Origin of the sequence: Streptomyces sp. N35, assembly GCF_016464295.1 — a bacterium.
Taxonomy (GTDB): Bacteria; Actinomycetota; Actinomycetes; order Streptomycetales; family Streptomycetaceae; genus Streptomyces.
Map to the genome: position 1 here is coordinate 55,147 of NZ_JAEIMH010000005.1, position 16,260 is coordinate 71,406.

Consider the following 16,260-nt stretch of genomic DNA (forward strand, 5'->3'; position numbering starts at 1 on the left):
GAAGGTGGAACCGCGGGGATCAGGAGCGCGACGGTGCCGCATAGCGGCTCCAGGGCGCCATTGCGTCGCTACTCAAGATCTGCAACGTCTCCAGAACCGCTCGGCAGTTGGCGATGGCTTCGTATCGACTCCCCAACTGCTGGTAGCGGTACCCGCTTCGCTGCGCCGACCACAGCCCCTTCCAAGCTGCGACCGGAGGCATGGCGTCTTCCCACCGGCAGCCGGCAAGCGAGCGGGATGCCGCGGCGGCGGCCCCGTGATGACGCTGCAGCTCACGACGCAGGACTCCGCGGTCGAAGGCGAGGTTGTACGCGACGCATCTCCGATCCTTGAGGATGTCGGTCAGCGACGGCACCAGGTCGCCGAACGTCGCCGCCTGCGCGACGCGTTGCTCGCAGATCCCATGCAGCCGGGCCGCGGCCGGCTCAATCGGCGCTCTCGGATCGACGACCTCGTTCAGCAGAGTTCTTCCGTCCTGGTCGACGATGCCGATCTGCACGGCCCACGGGTCCGTCAGTCCGGTCGTCTGAACATCAAGCACGAGAAGGCTGGGGTCGGCGAGTAGATCAGCAGCCCATCGGCGCGCCTGCTCCTTATCCGCCGACCACGATGCCGGACGCCGTATGGCCCGCACCGCGTCCTCGATGGTGGGATGCCGCTCGGCGAGTGCTTGCACGTGCCAGAGCGGCCATGTTCCGTCCTGTAGATCGTGCTGCGCGTGCATGGTTCCCAGGTACGTGTGTTGCTCATACGCGCACCAACTCGGCCGTTCGGTGTCGATGGGACGAACGAACTGGACAGGGACCCCGTCCACGGCCTGGCAGAAGATGTCCTGCCAGGCTTCGGGACGTACCCGCTGCGATGACGCGTGGGTTGGCCGCTCCACCTTCATGTCCTCTCGAATCTGACAACGCTTGCGGATGCCTCAATGCGGCACGGTTCATGGGGTGGGCCCCCGCGTACGGCGGGGCAGGACGGGGCGATGAGCACGTGTCCGCCATGGGAACGGCAGCGTCACCCCTTAGCCGGAGGACTGATCGAAGTTTCCGACGTGGCACTCAGCCAACGACGCATCCCCGTGTTCCGGGGCGTGTTCGCTGTCGGGCATCGCGGTCGTTTCGACCACGGGTTCATCCCCGTACTCAGGGGTGGGAGTACTACACGTCGATCGTGAAGTGCCGGGCGGGACGTCTGACGACCATCCGCACCGCTGTACTGATAGGGGTCATCCCCATACCCGGGAGCGGGACGTCGACCCCGTCAAGCGCGGACTGAAGGTGGGGGCATCCCCGTACGCGGGGGAGGGACATCGCCATGGTGCTTCCCCTGTTCGCCGCCCAGGGCTCATCCCCGTACGGGGGGACGTGTCGTCGACCTCACGTCCGCCACTGCGAGGCAGTACGCGGGGAGGGTCATGTCCCGCTCATCCGTCCACTCGGCGCGGCGGGGTTCATTCCCACACGTGGGGAGAGGACGCTCCGTCCGGAACGAGGGTGAGCGGCGGGTCAGGGCCATTCCAGTACGCCGGGAGAGATCTTGTCGACTCAATCAGACCGAGATCAACACGTCGCCGACACTGGGGGTATCCCCGTGCGCGGTGCCAGCCCGGCACCGCGGCGATCCCCATTGCCACGGAGCCTCCCGTACGCGGGGGCTGGACGACGTTGTGCATAGGTCATCCGGCTCAGGTCAGGGGTCATCCCCGCACGCGACGAGAAACTGACCGTCGGTAGCGGTGGCGTAGCGGTCGTAGGGCTCATCCCTGTGTTCGAGGGTAGGACTTGAGGTCGTCCCAAGCGAAGCTCAGGGCCACGAGATCATCCCCGTACGCAGGGTCGTCCGACAGGCCGGGTAGTCATCCGGCGGGCGGTGCTCATCGTGACGCCGGGGACGAATTCATCCCCGCACGCGCACGAGGGCAGGATGCCTGTGCGTTCTTGATCTGGTCGGCCCGTATGGGTTCATCCCCGTACGCGGGGGCGGGACACGCGGTACCACAGTCGGCAGCGCCATGGCGCCATCCCCGAACGCGGGGCCAGAAGCTGCGAAAGGGAGGCATTGCTCTCGGAACCCTGGGTTCATCCCCGTACACCGAGGGCGGGATGTCCCAGTAAAGTCCATCATCTCCGTGGGGTGGGGGCATTCCCGCACGCGGGGACGGGACAGTTCAGTGATCACATGGGACGCTCCACTTGTGGGTCCATCCCCGTACGCGGGGTGGGACAACAACAAGGCGTTGGCGTACTACCGCAACACCGGTTCATCCCCGTACACGGGGGACACCTGGGTCAAGGGCGTCGACAACGGACGGCAGGGTTCATCCCCGAACGCGAGGCGGGACGCGATGACCTTGTCCGCGTACCAGCCAGCGTTGAGTTCATCCCCATGCGCGGAGGCGGGACGAGGCCAGCCGCAAGACAATGACCACGACCGGCGGTTCATCCCCGTACGCGGGGGCAGGGCCTCGCGAGCAACCCTCCTCTTGGGCAATGCATCAGTTCATCCCCGTGCGCGGGGGCAGGTCATGGTGCACCAGGGCAGCGAAATCAGCGGGTTGACGTCATCCCCGAACCCTGGGCGGCTTCCACCAATCCTTCGACGCTTCGCCGAACTCGCGTTCATCCCCGTAAGCGGAGGCGGAACACCGCCGGCTCGACCGGGGTGGGCTCCCCCATGGGCTCATCCCCATATCCGGGGAGAGAAAGCAACTTCAGCACAGAACTCGGCCACCGCAAAGGAACATCCGGTCCGCGACGCGGGCTCCTGCGGTCCCCTCGCCTGCAGTGATCAGCGGGGACATCCCCGCTAACGCAGGGTGGGACTTCGGCTGGCCGGTGCTCGCGAAGTTCATGACCGGCTCATCCCCGTACGCCATGGCGGGACATGCCAGGCCTGCAGCCCACCTTGATCAGGAAGGAGTCATCCCCGTACGCCGGGGAGGGCCACAGCGGGGCCTTGAGGTCGATCCGCCCAGACAGTTCATCCCCGCACGTTGGGGTGAACGGACATCCGGCGAGACGGAGGTTGACCATGTCTGGATTCCCGTGTGCCGGGGCCTGGACGTGTCGGCGATCTTCGAGGCATCCACCGGATAGGAGGCATCCCTGTACGCAGGGCGGGACGCTGTCCGGAGGGAAAGCGACCGCCGGATTCGGGTTATCCCCGTACGTCGCCGCGGAGCGGGAGGGTGAGCCCTGAGTATCGGCTGCGCCCGCGAGCTATTCCCGTACGCCGGAGCGGGACCTGAACCCCTAGTACGCCGCGAAGATGCTCTTCCGCTCATCCCCGTACACGTGGCGGCACAAGCTGCCCGCCGATCTGTCGGCCGGCCTGCGCGGTTCATCCCCGTATGACGACGAGCGGGCCGTCTCGAACGCGATGAAGGGCCTGGGTTCATCCCCGTACTCGAGGGCGGGATTCTTCATGAAGCGAGACCGGCAAACCCGAGTCCGGTTCATCCCCGGACGCGAGGGCGGGACACGATCATCTCGGCGACAGCGGTCTCGTTGAACGGTTCGTGCCTGACGTCGGACAGGTCGGGCAGTCATTCGGCGGGCGGGGCTCATCCCGTGCGCGGGGGCGGCGATCTGCTGGTCCGCCGGCTCGGTCCACCTTGAGGTCATCCTGCACGCCAGGTCGGGACATGTGTGGGGTTTCGATCGCACCCGCCGCGATCAGTTCATCCCCGTACGCCGGGGCGGGACCCTTTGCCCAGGGCCTGCAGCGGATCGAGAGGGCGTTCATCCCGTACACCGGGGCTGGACGTCGTGGTGATCCAGCCGTCTGTCTCTAGGCGGCGTTCATCCCCGAACACCGGGGCGGGGTCCCTGGCATACAACCACCGCTTGGATCAAGCAGGGTTCATCCCCGTACGCCGGGGCGGGACGCGTCGATGACCGCGAACACGTGGGCCGCGTTCGACTCATCCCCGTACGCGGGGTGGGAGTCGGCGGCCGCCACCTGCTCGTACGAGCCGCTCATCTCCGCATGTTGGGGCGGGACGACTGGATGGATTGGCAACTCAAGATCGAGCATGGCTCATCCCCGTACGCGGGGACGGAACACCGGAGCTACTGAGCGTGACATTCGCGCGATCGGTTCATCCCCGAACGCGGGCGGGACGCCGCGAATGGGCCCTGATGAAGCTGCTCACCGGTTCACCCCCGTACGCGGGGACGGAACGAGGCTTTGCTGTCGGCGTACCCCGAGGCGGTGGGGTCATCCCCACACGCGGGGCGGGACCAGGCGGCCTCTTCGAGGAGCTCGCCAAGGAGGGGGCATTCCCGTACGCGGGGGCGGGACCGCTTCGCGTCGCGTCGGGTCGGCTGCCAGATCGGCTCATCCCCCACACGCGGGGCGGGCCGGTGGGTCGCCAGCGCAAGGGCGGCCCCGACGTCGGTACGGGGCATCCCGCCGAGCTCGAGCAGCAGGGTGACCCGATCTTCACGCAGGGGCCATCCCCGACGCGGGTACCGGCCGCCCAGACCTTCCCTTGCACGGTCCAGATCACGGGTTCATCCCCCTACGCGGGGCGGGACTCGATCCTCACCCGCGATCCGTTCGAGCACCCTGGTTCATCCCCGTACTTCGGGGCGGGATCGGGTGTCGTGCGGCCGAAGCGGCGCGGGGGTGGGACGACATCACCACGGCGAAGAACCTCGCGAACGTCGGGGCATCCCCGTGCGGGGCGGGTTCGCTTGGCGCACACCTTGACGTCGAAGTTGTAGGAATCATCCCCGTACGCGGGGGGCACGCACGTCCCGTTGACGTCCAGCAGCAACTGCTGGCGGGGTTCATCCCCGTACGCGAGGGCGGAACTCCCGCATCCGGCAGAGCGACGGGCGGTCCGTGGACTCACCCCGGGCGCGGGGCGGAACAACAACAAGGCGCTGGTGTACTACCGCAACACCGGTTCATCCCCGAAAGCCGGGACAAGACATGATGATCACCTGGTCGATCTACGCTGGGCACTGTTCATCCCCAAGGGCCGGGGCTCGTCCGGATATCCAGCAGATCGGGGTGAAGCCGGCCAGCGGTGCATCCCCGTACGCCGGGGCGGGACAACTCAACCGGGATCGCCAGCGGGTTGAGGTCCGGCTCATCCCCGTGCGCGACGGCGCAGACGATACGCGGTGACGTCGACGGCTCGTCCCGTACGCAGGGGCGGGACACTTCGCGACCTACATGTTCCAGCAAGTCCTGGTGCGCTGCGGTCGGAACGGGTCTTGCGAGGAGGACGCAGCCGTAGTCGCGTCCGAGGCCGTGCGCGGGGCGGGACGCAACGAAGGCGAGGCACGCTCGGTACCACTCCAGATCATCCCCGTACGCGGGGGGTGGGACGGTTTGCTGCTGGTGTTCTTCGGCAGTGACCTGGGGTCATCCCCGTACAACCCCCAGCGAGGTACCGATCGCGGTGACGAGCTGGGGTTGATCCCCCGAACGCGGGGGCGGGACGGCAGTCAAGAACTGGTGTACGTAGTAGGTCCGGGGGCATCCCCGAACGCGGGGCCGAGCCAGATGTCTCTTACGGTCGAAAAGGTCCGGTCGGGCTCATCCCCTTACGCAGTGACGGGACCGCGGCCTGATCAACTCCGAGGTCGGGCACGACGGATCATCCACGAACGCAGGGGCGGGACATACTGCCGACACAGGACGTGTAGGAGCCCACGGGTTCACCCCCGTACGCGGGGACGGAACACCGGCGCAGGAACTTCGCGTCGACCCCGTTGGGTTCATCCCCGTACACGGGGCGGGACAAGAGCAGGTCCGGGTCCTCGATCACGTCGGGGGGTTCATCCCCCGCCCACGGGGGCGGGACCTCGTCGGTACGCCGCGTCAGGTCGATGAGGTCGGGTTCATCCTCGCATACAGGGTGGGACCGGTGTCCGGCCGCGACGTTGAGCAGCGCAGCGGAGTCACCCCCGTACGCGGGGGCCAAGACCCGACGTCCATGGTGGCGGCAGGGCCGAGGTTGGAGTCATCCCCGTGCTCGGGGGCGGGACTACGCAGTGCGCTTCGTGACGCTGCCCGGCGGCGGTTCATCCCCGAACAGGGGCGGGGCTCGTTGATGTACCTGGTCGAACCGCGGGCCATCAGGTCATTCCCGCAGGCGGGGGCGCGATTTGAGGTGCAGGTTCGGGACGGAGTCTGCGCCTACGCTCATCCACATACGCCGGGGCAGGACCGCTTCACCGGCAGCGATGCCCACGACCGCACCGGTTCATCCCCCTACGCCGTGGCGGGACTGCCGGGCCATGCCGTAGACGCCCTGGCGTTGCGGTTCATCCCTGCACGCCAGGGTGGGACGTGAACAAGCGGCTGGACGGCGGTTGGTGCAGCGGTTCATTCCTGTACATCGGGTGGGGCTCGGCGGGCCTGGTCTCGCAGACCGGTCCGTACGGTTCATCCCCGTACGCGGGGGCCGGACCGTACGGGCCGGGCGCCCGCGCGCTGGGCTCCCTGGGTTCATTTCCCTACGTGCGGGTGGCGGGACCGGTCTGCGACGGCCTGCCGGTTCTGCGCGATCGGTTCATCCCGGGTTGCGGGGGCGGGACACCCTGGTGAGCATCGCGTCCAGATGCTGGCTGGGTTCATCCCCGTACGCCGGGGTGGGTAGCGGTGTTCAACCAACGTATGTAGCACCCCACCGTTCATCCCCGTCTTCGCAATCTCAACGAGATGCACCTCTCCCATAGCGCTCCCCGCTCTCGCACCGAGCATGGGGCGAGACGCTGGCGAGTTCGAGGTCTTCGGCCTCGGCTGAGGTTCATCCGCGTACGCGGGCGCGGGGCGTGAGAATGAGCCCCAGTATCCGCTGCGCCCACGACTCATCCCCGTACGCCGGGGCGGGACCTGATCAAGGCTGCGGTGAAGCGCTGCGCGTCGGGCTCATCCCCGCACGCCGGGGCGGGACGCTTCCCGACCTGTGCGTTCGTGCGGGACTTTCTGTGTTTTCGCTGGGATGGCTTTGGCGAGGAGGAGGCCGCATCCGTAGGCGCGGGCGCGTCCGAGGCCGTGGGTGAGGGTGTCGGCGAAGCGGTGGGAATCGGTGACGGTGAGTTCGCCTTGGATCTCGGCGCGGCTGATGCGCATGCCGCGGTGGGCGCTGAGGGTGGCGAGCGTGGGCAAGGTACGGATGGTGAGTTGCTCGGGGTTGGCGGTGGCGCCGATGTAGGGCAGGCCGCGGTTGGTGGTCTGGCTGGGGGGTTGCTGGCGGGCGGTGAACCAGCGCTGGACGGCGGCGGGTGAGGAGTCGGCTTGGCTGTCTCGCCGGTAGGTGCCGCGTCGTTCGGCGTAGACGGCGGGGTTGACCACTGCGCGGAAGCGGAAGGCGGCACCCTGGTTGATGGTCATGTCGATGGTCTGCAGGTCGGGGGGTGCAGCGAGGGCTGCGGTGGGGAGGCTGCTCCAGTTGCCGGGGACACGGGACTGGACAACCAGGGTGAGGATGTTGGCGGGGAGGTTGACGGCGTAGGTGTGCAGGACGCCCATCTGGGCGCGGGCGTCTGTGGCGCCGTCGGGAACCCAGTGACGGTAGGCGCGCATGACGAGGCGGTGCATGTCGTGCGGGTCGAGGACGGCGTGGGCGACGTCGGGGTGGTCGAGGTTGAGGGTGCACAGGGCGTGGTGGGCGACGAACCGGGCGCGCGCGGTCTGGCGTGTGATCATGACTGGCCTTTGCGGGGTGGGGTGAGGGTGATCCGCTTTTCCCAGCGGGGTGCGTGGGCGCGGTGGCGGGAGTGGAAGCTGAGGGGCTGGTCGTTGACCTGCCGGGCGCCGGCCTCTGGGGCGGTGGTTTCGATCCAGGCGGAGCAGCGGGGCTGCGGGGCGCGCGGCAGCAGTGGTTCGGCGGCGAGGACGGTTTCCAGGTCGCCGCGGCGGATGGCTTGGTAGACGGGGTGGGTGGGGGCGCAGCCCTTGCGGCCGAGCCACAGCAGCCGTCGTGGTTCGTCCAGGCGTTGGGCGAGGTGGGTAAGCAGGGCGCGGTCGGGGCTTTCGACGGCGGCGAGGAAGGCGGCGTCGGCGAGGTACCAGCGGGTTGAGACGATCGGGTCGCGCCGGGTGTTGCCGGCGGTCAGCGCGCCCGTGGTCGGGTCGGGGGCGACGTTTTTGGGGCTGCCGTACCAGGAGGGGACGCTGTCGGCGACGCGTGTGGTGAAGGTGTTGCCGGTGGCGTCCTCGAGGGCGGGTGCGGCTCTGGCGGCGCGTCGCGGGTCGGTGATCAGGTCGCGGGGGCGCAGGGGGTAGTGGCCGCCGCCGGTGGTGTGGAAGTCCTGGATGAAGACGCCGGGCCGGTCGGCGCGTACGCCGAAGCGGAGTTGGGCGAGGGTCTCCAGCGGGAGGAAGTCCTCGCCTTCTGTGCGGTGTTCGGCGCGGTCGTGGCCGTCGGCGGCGGCGAGCAGGCCGATGACGGCGCTCTTGGTGGGGTGGGAGGCGGCGTCGCGTTCGGAGAACCGGGAGCGGGTGCCGTAGGCCTGCAGCAGTCCCTCCAGGCGCAGCACGAGGCAGTGCATGCTCATGTCGGCTGTCCCGCCAGCAGCTGTTCGCCGATGGCGGTGGTGGGGTGGGCGAGCTGGTCGGGGGTGTCGACTTCGGTGGGCTGCAGACGGCCGGCGTCGCGGCGCTGTTGGAGCAGGTCGGCGATGTCGAGGTCGTAGGTCAGCGCCGTGCCCGGGTCGATGCCGCGCTTGCGGATGATGAGCGCATGGTGGTCCAGGAGGCGTTCGGCGGCCTGCAGGCTGGCCGCCTGCGTCCCGTCCTGACTGGTGCGTTCCTCGATGGCCTTTTCGAAGGCGCCGACGTAGTTGTGCTGGCGCTTGTCGGCGTGCACGAGTACGAACTTGGGCAGCACGCCGGGCGCGGCGGAGGTGTTGCGCTTGGCGGAGGGCACGGCGTGGCAGAAGGCGTCGATGAACGCGGCCTCCGCGGCTTGGGCGGCGGCTTCGACGTCGAAGGTGTCGCCGGCGTGGGCGGCGAGTGAGGTGCGCAGCTTGTGCCGGTCGAGGACGGAGTGGGCGTAGAAGGTGCCGCTGATCAGGTTCTGGTAGCCGGTCATGCCGGCGCCGTTGTCGGCGCTCGGCTCGAACAGGTCCAGGGCGTGCGTGCCGGCCTGACGGGGGGTGGCCTTGCGCAGCAGCTTCATGTCGTCGGCGGCGCTGTAGAAGTCCTCGACGCCGGCAGCGCGGCCCACCGTGATCGCGGTCATGGTCTGTACGGCGCCGTCGACGTCGTCGGCGGGGAGGCCAGCGAGGAACCGTCCATACAGGGCGATGTCGATGGCGTCGGCCGGGGAGAGAGCGGCCAGCAGTTCGCGCGCGGCGGCCGCGGGCAACGCGGGGATCTTGGCGTCCGGTTCGGCGGAGGTGTCCTCGGCCGCGGTCTTCTTGTCCTTCGCCTTGGTCTTCGCGGCCAGCACTTTCTGGACGTCGGTAAGCCAGGGCTCGAGGACCTCGCGATGGCGTTCGATGACGTCGGCCATGGTCTCGTGCGCGTTCTGCGCGGCGAAGATCAGCACCTTGGTGAGGTTGGCGGTGTTGTCCTTGGTGCCGAAGACGATGCCCAGACTCATCAGGGCGTGCTTGGCCATGGCGAGCGCCTGCTCTGCGTTCCAGCCGCGCGCGGCCAGTTCCTTGCCGGTGAGCAGGGCCCATTCGCGGGTGCGGATCCCGAAGGCGTAGCCGGCCAGGGCGCCGGTTCCTTCGTTGGCCTGGTCGCGCATGTAGGTGCGGGCGGCGCGGCGTTGGGTCTGCGGGGAGAGGCTGTCACGCAGCGCGTTGCCGAACGGCATCTGCTTGGGGCGGCCGTTGGCGTCGCGGACCAGTAGGACACCGTTGTAGCAGGTCAGCGAGTGCAGGTTGAGGTAGCGGGGGTCGTCGAGGGTGAGGGTGGGGTTCATGTCGGTCCTTAGTTCTGGGGGCGGGTGTGGGGGGTGTAGAAGCTGCGGGCCCAGGAGCGCTGGACGGCTTCCGGGCGGGTGGTGAACGCGGCCAGGTCGTCGGCGAGTTGGGCCCAGGAAGGCGGGATGCGGTCGTCGGCGCGCAGTCGGTGGATGGCGTGCTCGAGTTGCGTCTCGTCGAGCGGGCCGGGGGTGATGAGGCGTTTGAACATCCGGTCGCAGCCGGGGTCGGCTGGGCCGCGGCCGCCGGGGCTGCCGATGCGGCGCAAGGCCCGGCCGAGGTCTCCGGAGCCGTACAGGCGTTGCGGTTCCTGGTAGGGCAGCGCGGCGTGGTAACGGGCGAACAGATACGCGGTGATCTCGTAGGCCGGCCGGAGCGCGTCGTGGGGGGCGAAGGATGCGGCGGCGTCGCTGGCCTGGGAGGCCATCGGTTCGCCTGAGTGGGTGTGGCGGCGGCGCAACTCCCCCAGCAGGTCCTGGTTGTGGGTGCGCACGAGGGAGACGAGCCAGCCGGTCAGGGCCTTGGGCCCGGTGGGTCGGGGGAGCCCGGTGAGGGGCTGCTTCGGTGTGACGACTGTGAGGTCGGTGTCGGTGGTGGGGTGCATGGCGGCCTCGGCGAGTTCCATGGGGGTCTTCTTGCTGGTCAGTTCGGCCGCAAGACGGGCTTCTGCCCGCACCAGGGCCTCCATTGCGTGGCCGGTGCGGGGCATCGAGCGCAATCGCTCGGCCAGCGCGGACCGAGCGCAGGTGACGGCCGCGGTGGCGAAGTCGGCGCGCGCGGTGTCCTCTTCCGAACCGTCAGTGATCGCTTCGAGAAGCTGGTGGAAGGGGTCCTCGAAACGGGCCCACAGGTCCGGACCGGGATCGAACCGCTTGAGCAGCGTGGCGCGCTCTTCCGGCCGGGCGTTGGGGTAGGTGAGGTCGCGCGCGATCGTGGCGGCCTTCTTCACCGCGCCAGCGAGGAACTCCGTCCAGTTAGCCGCGTCCTGAGCTGCTTGGCGCAGCTGGTGGTGGCGGGCGCCGTAGAACGGGAAGGTGTCGGAGATCCAGCCGGTGACATCGTGGTTCTTCGCGGCCAGGCCGACCGACCAGAGCTGCACGGGCCTCGGGTAGCGCACCAGCCGGCTGTACAGGTCGCTGCCCTGGCCGGTGTTGCTGGCCGCCGCGTACAGGGCGTGGGCGTCACGCCACAGGGCGCGCTCCGGGTTCGGCTGCAGCGGCTTGTCGCCTTTGAAGACGGCGTCGGGGATCAAGGTGGGGGGCAGCGGGGCGAGGATCTCGCCGGCGCCGATGAGGACCTTGTCCACGACGAGCGCGCCGTCGTCGCCGCGGCGGGGGGCCATCAGGATGGAGCGGCCCAGGACGGTGTGCAGGTCGGCGGGCCCGTCGGGGGTGCGGCCGTTCTTGTCGCCGGGCCCGGTGAAGGTGCGGCGTGACCGGTTGAGGGTCCAGGAGGTGTTCAGGGTGCCGCCGTTGGGCGTCGGGGCCAGGTTCAGGCGCAGCGTGTCGGCGAGGGTTTCGCCGAGCGCGAGGGTGCGGATGCGGGTGCCGAGTCGGCCGACCGCCGCGTAGGTGAACGGCTTGCCGAACCAGGCCGTCTTGGCCATCACCCGCCCGCCCATGCCGTAGGCGTGCTGGGCGAGCATCGCCGCGAACGCCTCCTTGATGTCGAGCGGCTGCTCGTCGTGCAGATGGATGTGGTCGAAGAACAGGTGGTAGTCGCCGGCCCGCTCGAGCTCCAGCTGGGCCGGGCCGACACCGTGCGCGGAAAGGTACGGCGCCAGGTTCGTGTTCTGCCCGAACGGGTGGGTGGGGTGGGTCAGGTCGAGCAGTCCGTCGAAGCGCTCCTCGCGCAGCTTGTGTGCGACCTCGGCCAGGGGGTGCCGCTCGGATGTCCACTGCCGGTATTCGGCGTGGGTGCGGGGGTGGACGCCGGTGGCGTAGCACAGCGCGAGCAGCAGCTCGTATTGCGCTATCCGCGCCCCGGGCGAGGCGTGCACCAGGGCGGGGATCTGCTCGGCCTGCTCGAAGACCTCGATGAGAGACAGCCAGCGCGGAATCGGGTGTTTTCCCTGGTCAGGGCCGATTGTCAGTGCCGTGATGCATGCTTCGTCCCGCAAGTCATAGCAAATCGGTTGATTTTGACACTCGGTCAGGAGCGGTGACGACATGCGGAGCAACCCTTCGGTTGTTGTGGAGGTGCGTGACGGGGACGGTGTTCCACGGCCTTCGCGAACTCGTTCAGGGAATGCGCGTTCTTCACTCTTTTGGCTGTGGGTGTGGGGCAAGACCGACCGTTATGGCCGAAGCCGCGAACAGGGCGGCCCGCTGTGGAATCCGCTGCTGGCGCACTGCCTGGACAGCGCCGCGGTGTGCGGCGAGCTCTTCGACCACTACCTGGCAACACCGGTGCGCGAGAGACTCGTTGAGGCCTTCGGCGGTGGCTGCGCCCCAACCGCCCGCAGAGTGTTGATGCTGCTGACCGCGGTGCACGACATGCCGGGCAAGGTCCATCCGGGCTTTCAGCGACGCTTCGTCGACGGCAGCGACAGCAACGACCCCGAGCTCCTCGCCGCGGGCCGGAACTGGGAACGCGCCGCCCGGGCCGCCGGCCTACCGCTGGAGCGCACAGGCCGGCCCGCTCCCCCACACGCGCACCTCACCGCCCGCTACCTGCCCGCACTGCTCGGCTGCCGGTGCGCCGACTGCGTCGATCCCACGCCAGGCGGGCCGACCGACCCCCCGCGTTACGAGGGGCTGCACACGATCGCCGCGCTCCTGGGCGGGCATCACGGCCACTTTCCCACCGATACGCAGATCCTCGACGCCACCTGCCGCCTGGCTGAGCCCTGGCTCCAGGCCCAGGTCGAACTGCTGCATGAGCTGGCGCGGCTGCTGCGCCTCGACCTCAAGACGCTGCCCGATCTGATCCGGCCCGCGCGTCCGGCGGTGCTGCCGCTGATGGCCGGGCTGGTGGTGCATTCCGACTGGCTCGCCTCGGATGAATCCCGCTTCACCTACCGCAGGCTGAAGACAACCACCGACCAGTGGTGGGCCGCCTCTCGCCGCCAAGCCAGCCACGCCGTACGCGCGTTGCACCTGAAGCGGTGGCAGCCGTGGCCGGATGCCATGTGGCCCGACCTGTTCCCGGGCACGCCGCAGCCGCGGCCGGCCCAGCGGGCGGTCATCCGCCACGCGCCGCAGCGGCCGATGATGGCGATCGTCGAGTCCACGACCGGGTCGGGGAAGACCGAGTCCGCGTTGTGGCTGGCCCACCAGCTCACGGTGCAGTGCGGCTACCACGGCTTCTACCTTGCCCAGGCGACCAGGGCTGCCAGTGACCAACTGGTGAGGCGCGCGGGCACGTTCCTTCGCCACGCGCTCGCCGACACGGAACGGGCGAACCTGGCCCTGGTCCACGGCACCGCCTCCATCAGCGCTGTCAGCGACGAACTCGCCCGCGGCCTCGATGACGGCCCCCTCTCGCTCGCGGCCGCGGTGAACCTCACCACCTGCGACGATCCCACCAGCGGGAGCGCCAGGGCCGTACTCGACCGCTGGTACCTGGAGAGCGGCCGCGGACTGCTCTCCCCGTTCGGTGTCGGCACCGTGGACCAGATCGTGCTCGCCGCCCAACGCTCCCGGCACTGGTTCCTGCGCCTGTACGGTCTCGCGAACAAAGTCGTCATCATCGACGAAGCCCACGCCTACGAACTGTTCCAGCAGCACCTGCTGGGTGAGGCGATCGGCTGGCTCGCCGACGCCGGCGCCTCCGTGATCATCCTGTCCGCCACGCTGCCGAATTCCACCCGGCACGAACTCATCGAAGCGTGGTGCGCCGGCCACCGGAGCACACCCTCCGAACAGACAGCGACCGGCCCCATCACCTTCGTCGACGCGAGCGGCACCGTCGCCACGCACACCCCCGTGCCCGATCCCACCGACACGACTCCGCCGGCGCGAACCCGCCTGCTGCTGAAGGCCGATCCCGGCCCGCACGCCCTGGCCGAGCACCTGCTGACCACCCACCCGCGCGGGATCACCGGCGTGATCCGCAATCGCGTGGTGTCGGCGACCGCCCTGTATCGCGCCGTCGCCGACATCGCCGACGCGCACGGCTGGAACGTGCGCGAGGACGTTCTGCTGCTGCACGCCCGCTTCACCGAACGCGACCGCGCCCGCCACCAACAGCGCCTCGAGCATCTATTGGGCCCGCATCCCGACCCTGAGCTGCGCGGCCACCAGGCCAACCCGGCACGCCCCGAGCGGTTCCTGCTGATCGGAACGCAGGTCCTGGAACAGTCCCTCGACTACTGCCTGGACCACCTCTACAGCGATCTCGCCCCCATCGACCTGCTCCTGCAGCGCCGCGGCCGGCTCTGGCGGCACCTGGCCAACCGCCTGCACCTGGCCGGCAGCGACGCCAGCCCGCTGATGCGGGTGCTGTTCACCCCCGGGGCCGGCGGGCTCCCCCACCTGATGCACCCCGGCGGCCGGCCCATCGACGCCTACGCCCCCTACCTCCAGGCCGCCACCTGGCACGCCCTCAACCAGCGCAGGTCACCCATGGACCGTGACGAGCCGATCCTGCTCACCACCCCCGACGACACCCACCCGCTGCTGCAGACCGTCTACGCCCCAACTCCCCCACCCGGCGACGAGGCGGTTCACACCCTGCTCAGCGCCACGTTCACGCAATGGCAAGCCGCCCTGGCCGAGCACCTCCATCAGGCCGACCAGCGATCCCTCGCCCCGTATGCGAAGGGCGCCCCGGTCGGCGTCGAAGACCTCGCCTCAGGATGGCTCAACGGCACGGCCGACGACCCCGACCGTCCCACCCATCTGATCGCCCGCTCCCGCCTCGGCGCGCCCAGCATCGACATCGTCTGCCTCTACCAGCACCCCGCACACGGCCGGACCTGGGACCGCGACGGCACCGTGCCCGCTGACCTGAACGTCTACCACCCCCGGCGCGAAGCAGAAGCGCACCGCCGCCAGCAGCGCGAGATCCTCCTCAACACCGTTCGCGTCCCCGCCCACTGGTTCCACGGAACCAACGCACTGCCCGCACCGCCCAGTTGGACGATCCCGTCCCCAGGCGCACTCGCCCGGCACCCGGTGCTCCTCCTCACCCCCGAAGGCCTTCCGCATGACCCTGCGGAGGAACGCCTCGCACACCTGACCTACACCCCAAGTACAGGCCTGTCCCGATGAAACAGGACCTCGCGGTTCGTACACTCAGATCTCTCCCGCATGTTCGGGAATGACCCTGGTTGCTCCGCGTGTAAACCAGACACCACTCTCCGCCCGACCGGAGCTGCTGCTTCGTCGCCCCCAGCACTGGGGGGACGAAGCTTTCGAGCGCTACGGCGCTCAGGCCGACATGGGTGCGGGAAAGCTTCGGGCCCGGCGAAGTCCTCACCTAAACGCCCTGATGCCCCGGCTCAACATCGTCGCTGTGGGGAGGCCGTGGTTCGCACCCGCTCTCCTGCGTGTCGAACTCGCGCTGGCGGAGTCAGCCACCGATGTAGAAGAACAGGGTGTCGATGTGGTGGTCGTTGTCGAGGGAGTCCTGCCACACGGTGTGTTCGAGGTCGAGCATCTCGATCAGCTTGTTCAGGTCGTACGCGAAGCTGTCGTCGACACGGTCGAGCACGGCTCGGTAGGCGTCGGCGGCGGGCTTGGCCTTGGCCAGCGGCCAACGTCCGATGGCGGGGTACCCCCAGGGCGGAGTCGGGATGGAGAAGCCGATCTCGTCGGGCGGGCCGGCGTAGAAGTAGTCGTGCGGCAGCAGATCGGCGGGGACGCCGGCACGGCGCAGTTCGTCGTCGAGCAGTCCGAAGAACGTGGACGGCTTCGAGTACACGGTGTAGTCGATGATGTCGGAGCCGATGCTCTGCATCAGCAGGGTGAGCGCGGTGTAGTAAGCCTGCCCGGCGTACTCCCCCTCGGCGTCGGCCCTGCCGGCGGCCAGGTGCTCCAGCGCGTCGGAGATGGTCAGCCCCAAGTCGATGTCCTGGCGCTCGAGTTCGGCCTGGTACGCGCGGGACTCGCTGCGCACGATGTCCAGGATCCGCTGCTGGTCGGCGTTCAACTCGCCGCCGAGGTAGGGCAGCAGCCGGCGCTGCTCAGCGATGCTGTAGCTGATGATGTGGCTCATCGGTTGATCATCACATCTGGCTCTGACAAGGCCGGTTGGTGGTTACCGAACTGTGGTGGGCGGCAACCCATCCGGTTCCGTCGATCAGTGAAACGTGGGTGTGGCGATCTCGGGGATGCCGGTCCTGTGCTTGCCCGGCGGCAGGATCGGCCGTCCGTCCTCGGCGCGGCCCCCAGGGGGCGCCCGCGTGCCGCGGCGACAACGT

General features: G+C 69.0%; 7 protein-coding genes. 1 reads left to right on the forward strand and 6 read right to left on the reverse strand.

Translation table 11 applies throughout. The features are described 5' to 3' along the window. Positions 1-19 precede the first annotated feature (19 nt). The 5 genes from JAO81_RS04040 to casB form a co-directional block, all read right to left on the reverse strand. The gene (locus tag JAO81_RS04040; protein ID WP_199546343.1) at positions 20-892 is read right to left on the reverse strand and encodes a 3'-5' exonuclease; all 873 of its coding nucleotides are present in this window, start codon (positions 890-892) and stop codon (positions 20-22) included. A gap of 5,996 nt (positions 893-6,888) precedes the next feature. Continuing rightward, complete coding sequence (locus JAO81_RS04045) at positions 6,889-7,668, reverse strand: type I-E CRISPR-associated protein Cas6/Cse3/CasE (RefSeq protein ID WP_199546344.1); 780 nt, start codon at positions 7,666-7,668, stop codon at positions 6,889-6,891. Further along, positions 7,665-8,519 (reverse strand): type I-E CRISPR-associated protein Cas5/CasD, encoded by an 855-nt coding sequence (gene cas5e, locus JAO81_RS04050; protein WP_199546345.1) that lies wholly within the window; start codon positions 8,517-8,519, stop codon positions 7,665-7,667. The genes JAO81_RS04045 and cas5e overlap by 4 nt, the downstream gene beginning before the upstream one ends. Beyond that, a complete protein-coding gene (locus tag JAO81_RS04055) occupies positions 8,516-9,895 on the reverse strand; it encodes a type I-E CRISPR-associated protein Cas7/Cse4/CasC (RefSeq protein ID WP_199546346.1) in 1,380 nt (459 codons plus the stop codon). The genes cas5e and JAO81_RS04055 overlap by 4 nt, the downstream gene beginning before the upstream one ends. A gap of 8 nt (positions 9,896-9,903) precedes the next feature. Then, positions 9,904-12,015 (reverse strand): type I-E CRISPR-associated protein Cse2/CasB, encoded by a 2,112-nt coding sequence (casB, locus tag JAO81_RS04060; RefSeq protein ID WP_199546347.1) that lies wholly within the window; start codon positions 12,013-12,015, stop codon positions 9,904-9,906. A 157-nt stretch (positions 12,016-12,172) separates the two neighbouring features. On the opposite strand from casB, the gene cas3 reads away from it, so the two are divergent. Further along, a complete protein-coding gene (cas3, locus tag JAO81_RS04065) occupies positions 12,173-15,109 on the forward strand; it encodes a CRISPR-associated helicase Cas3' (protein WP_199546348.1) in 2,937 nt (978 codons plus the stop codon). Positions 15,110-15,410: 301 nt separating this feature from the next. Here cas3 and JAO81_RS04070 read toward each other — a convergent pair whose 3' ends face one another. Continuing rightward, on the reverse strand, positions 15,411-16,055 hold the full coding sequence (locus JAO81_RS04070) for a hypothetical protein (RefSeq protein ID WP_199546349.1): 645 nt from the start codon (positions 16,053-16,055) through the stop codon (positions 15,411-15,413). Positions 16,056-16,260: the final 205 nt, after the last annotated feature.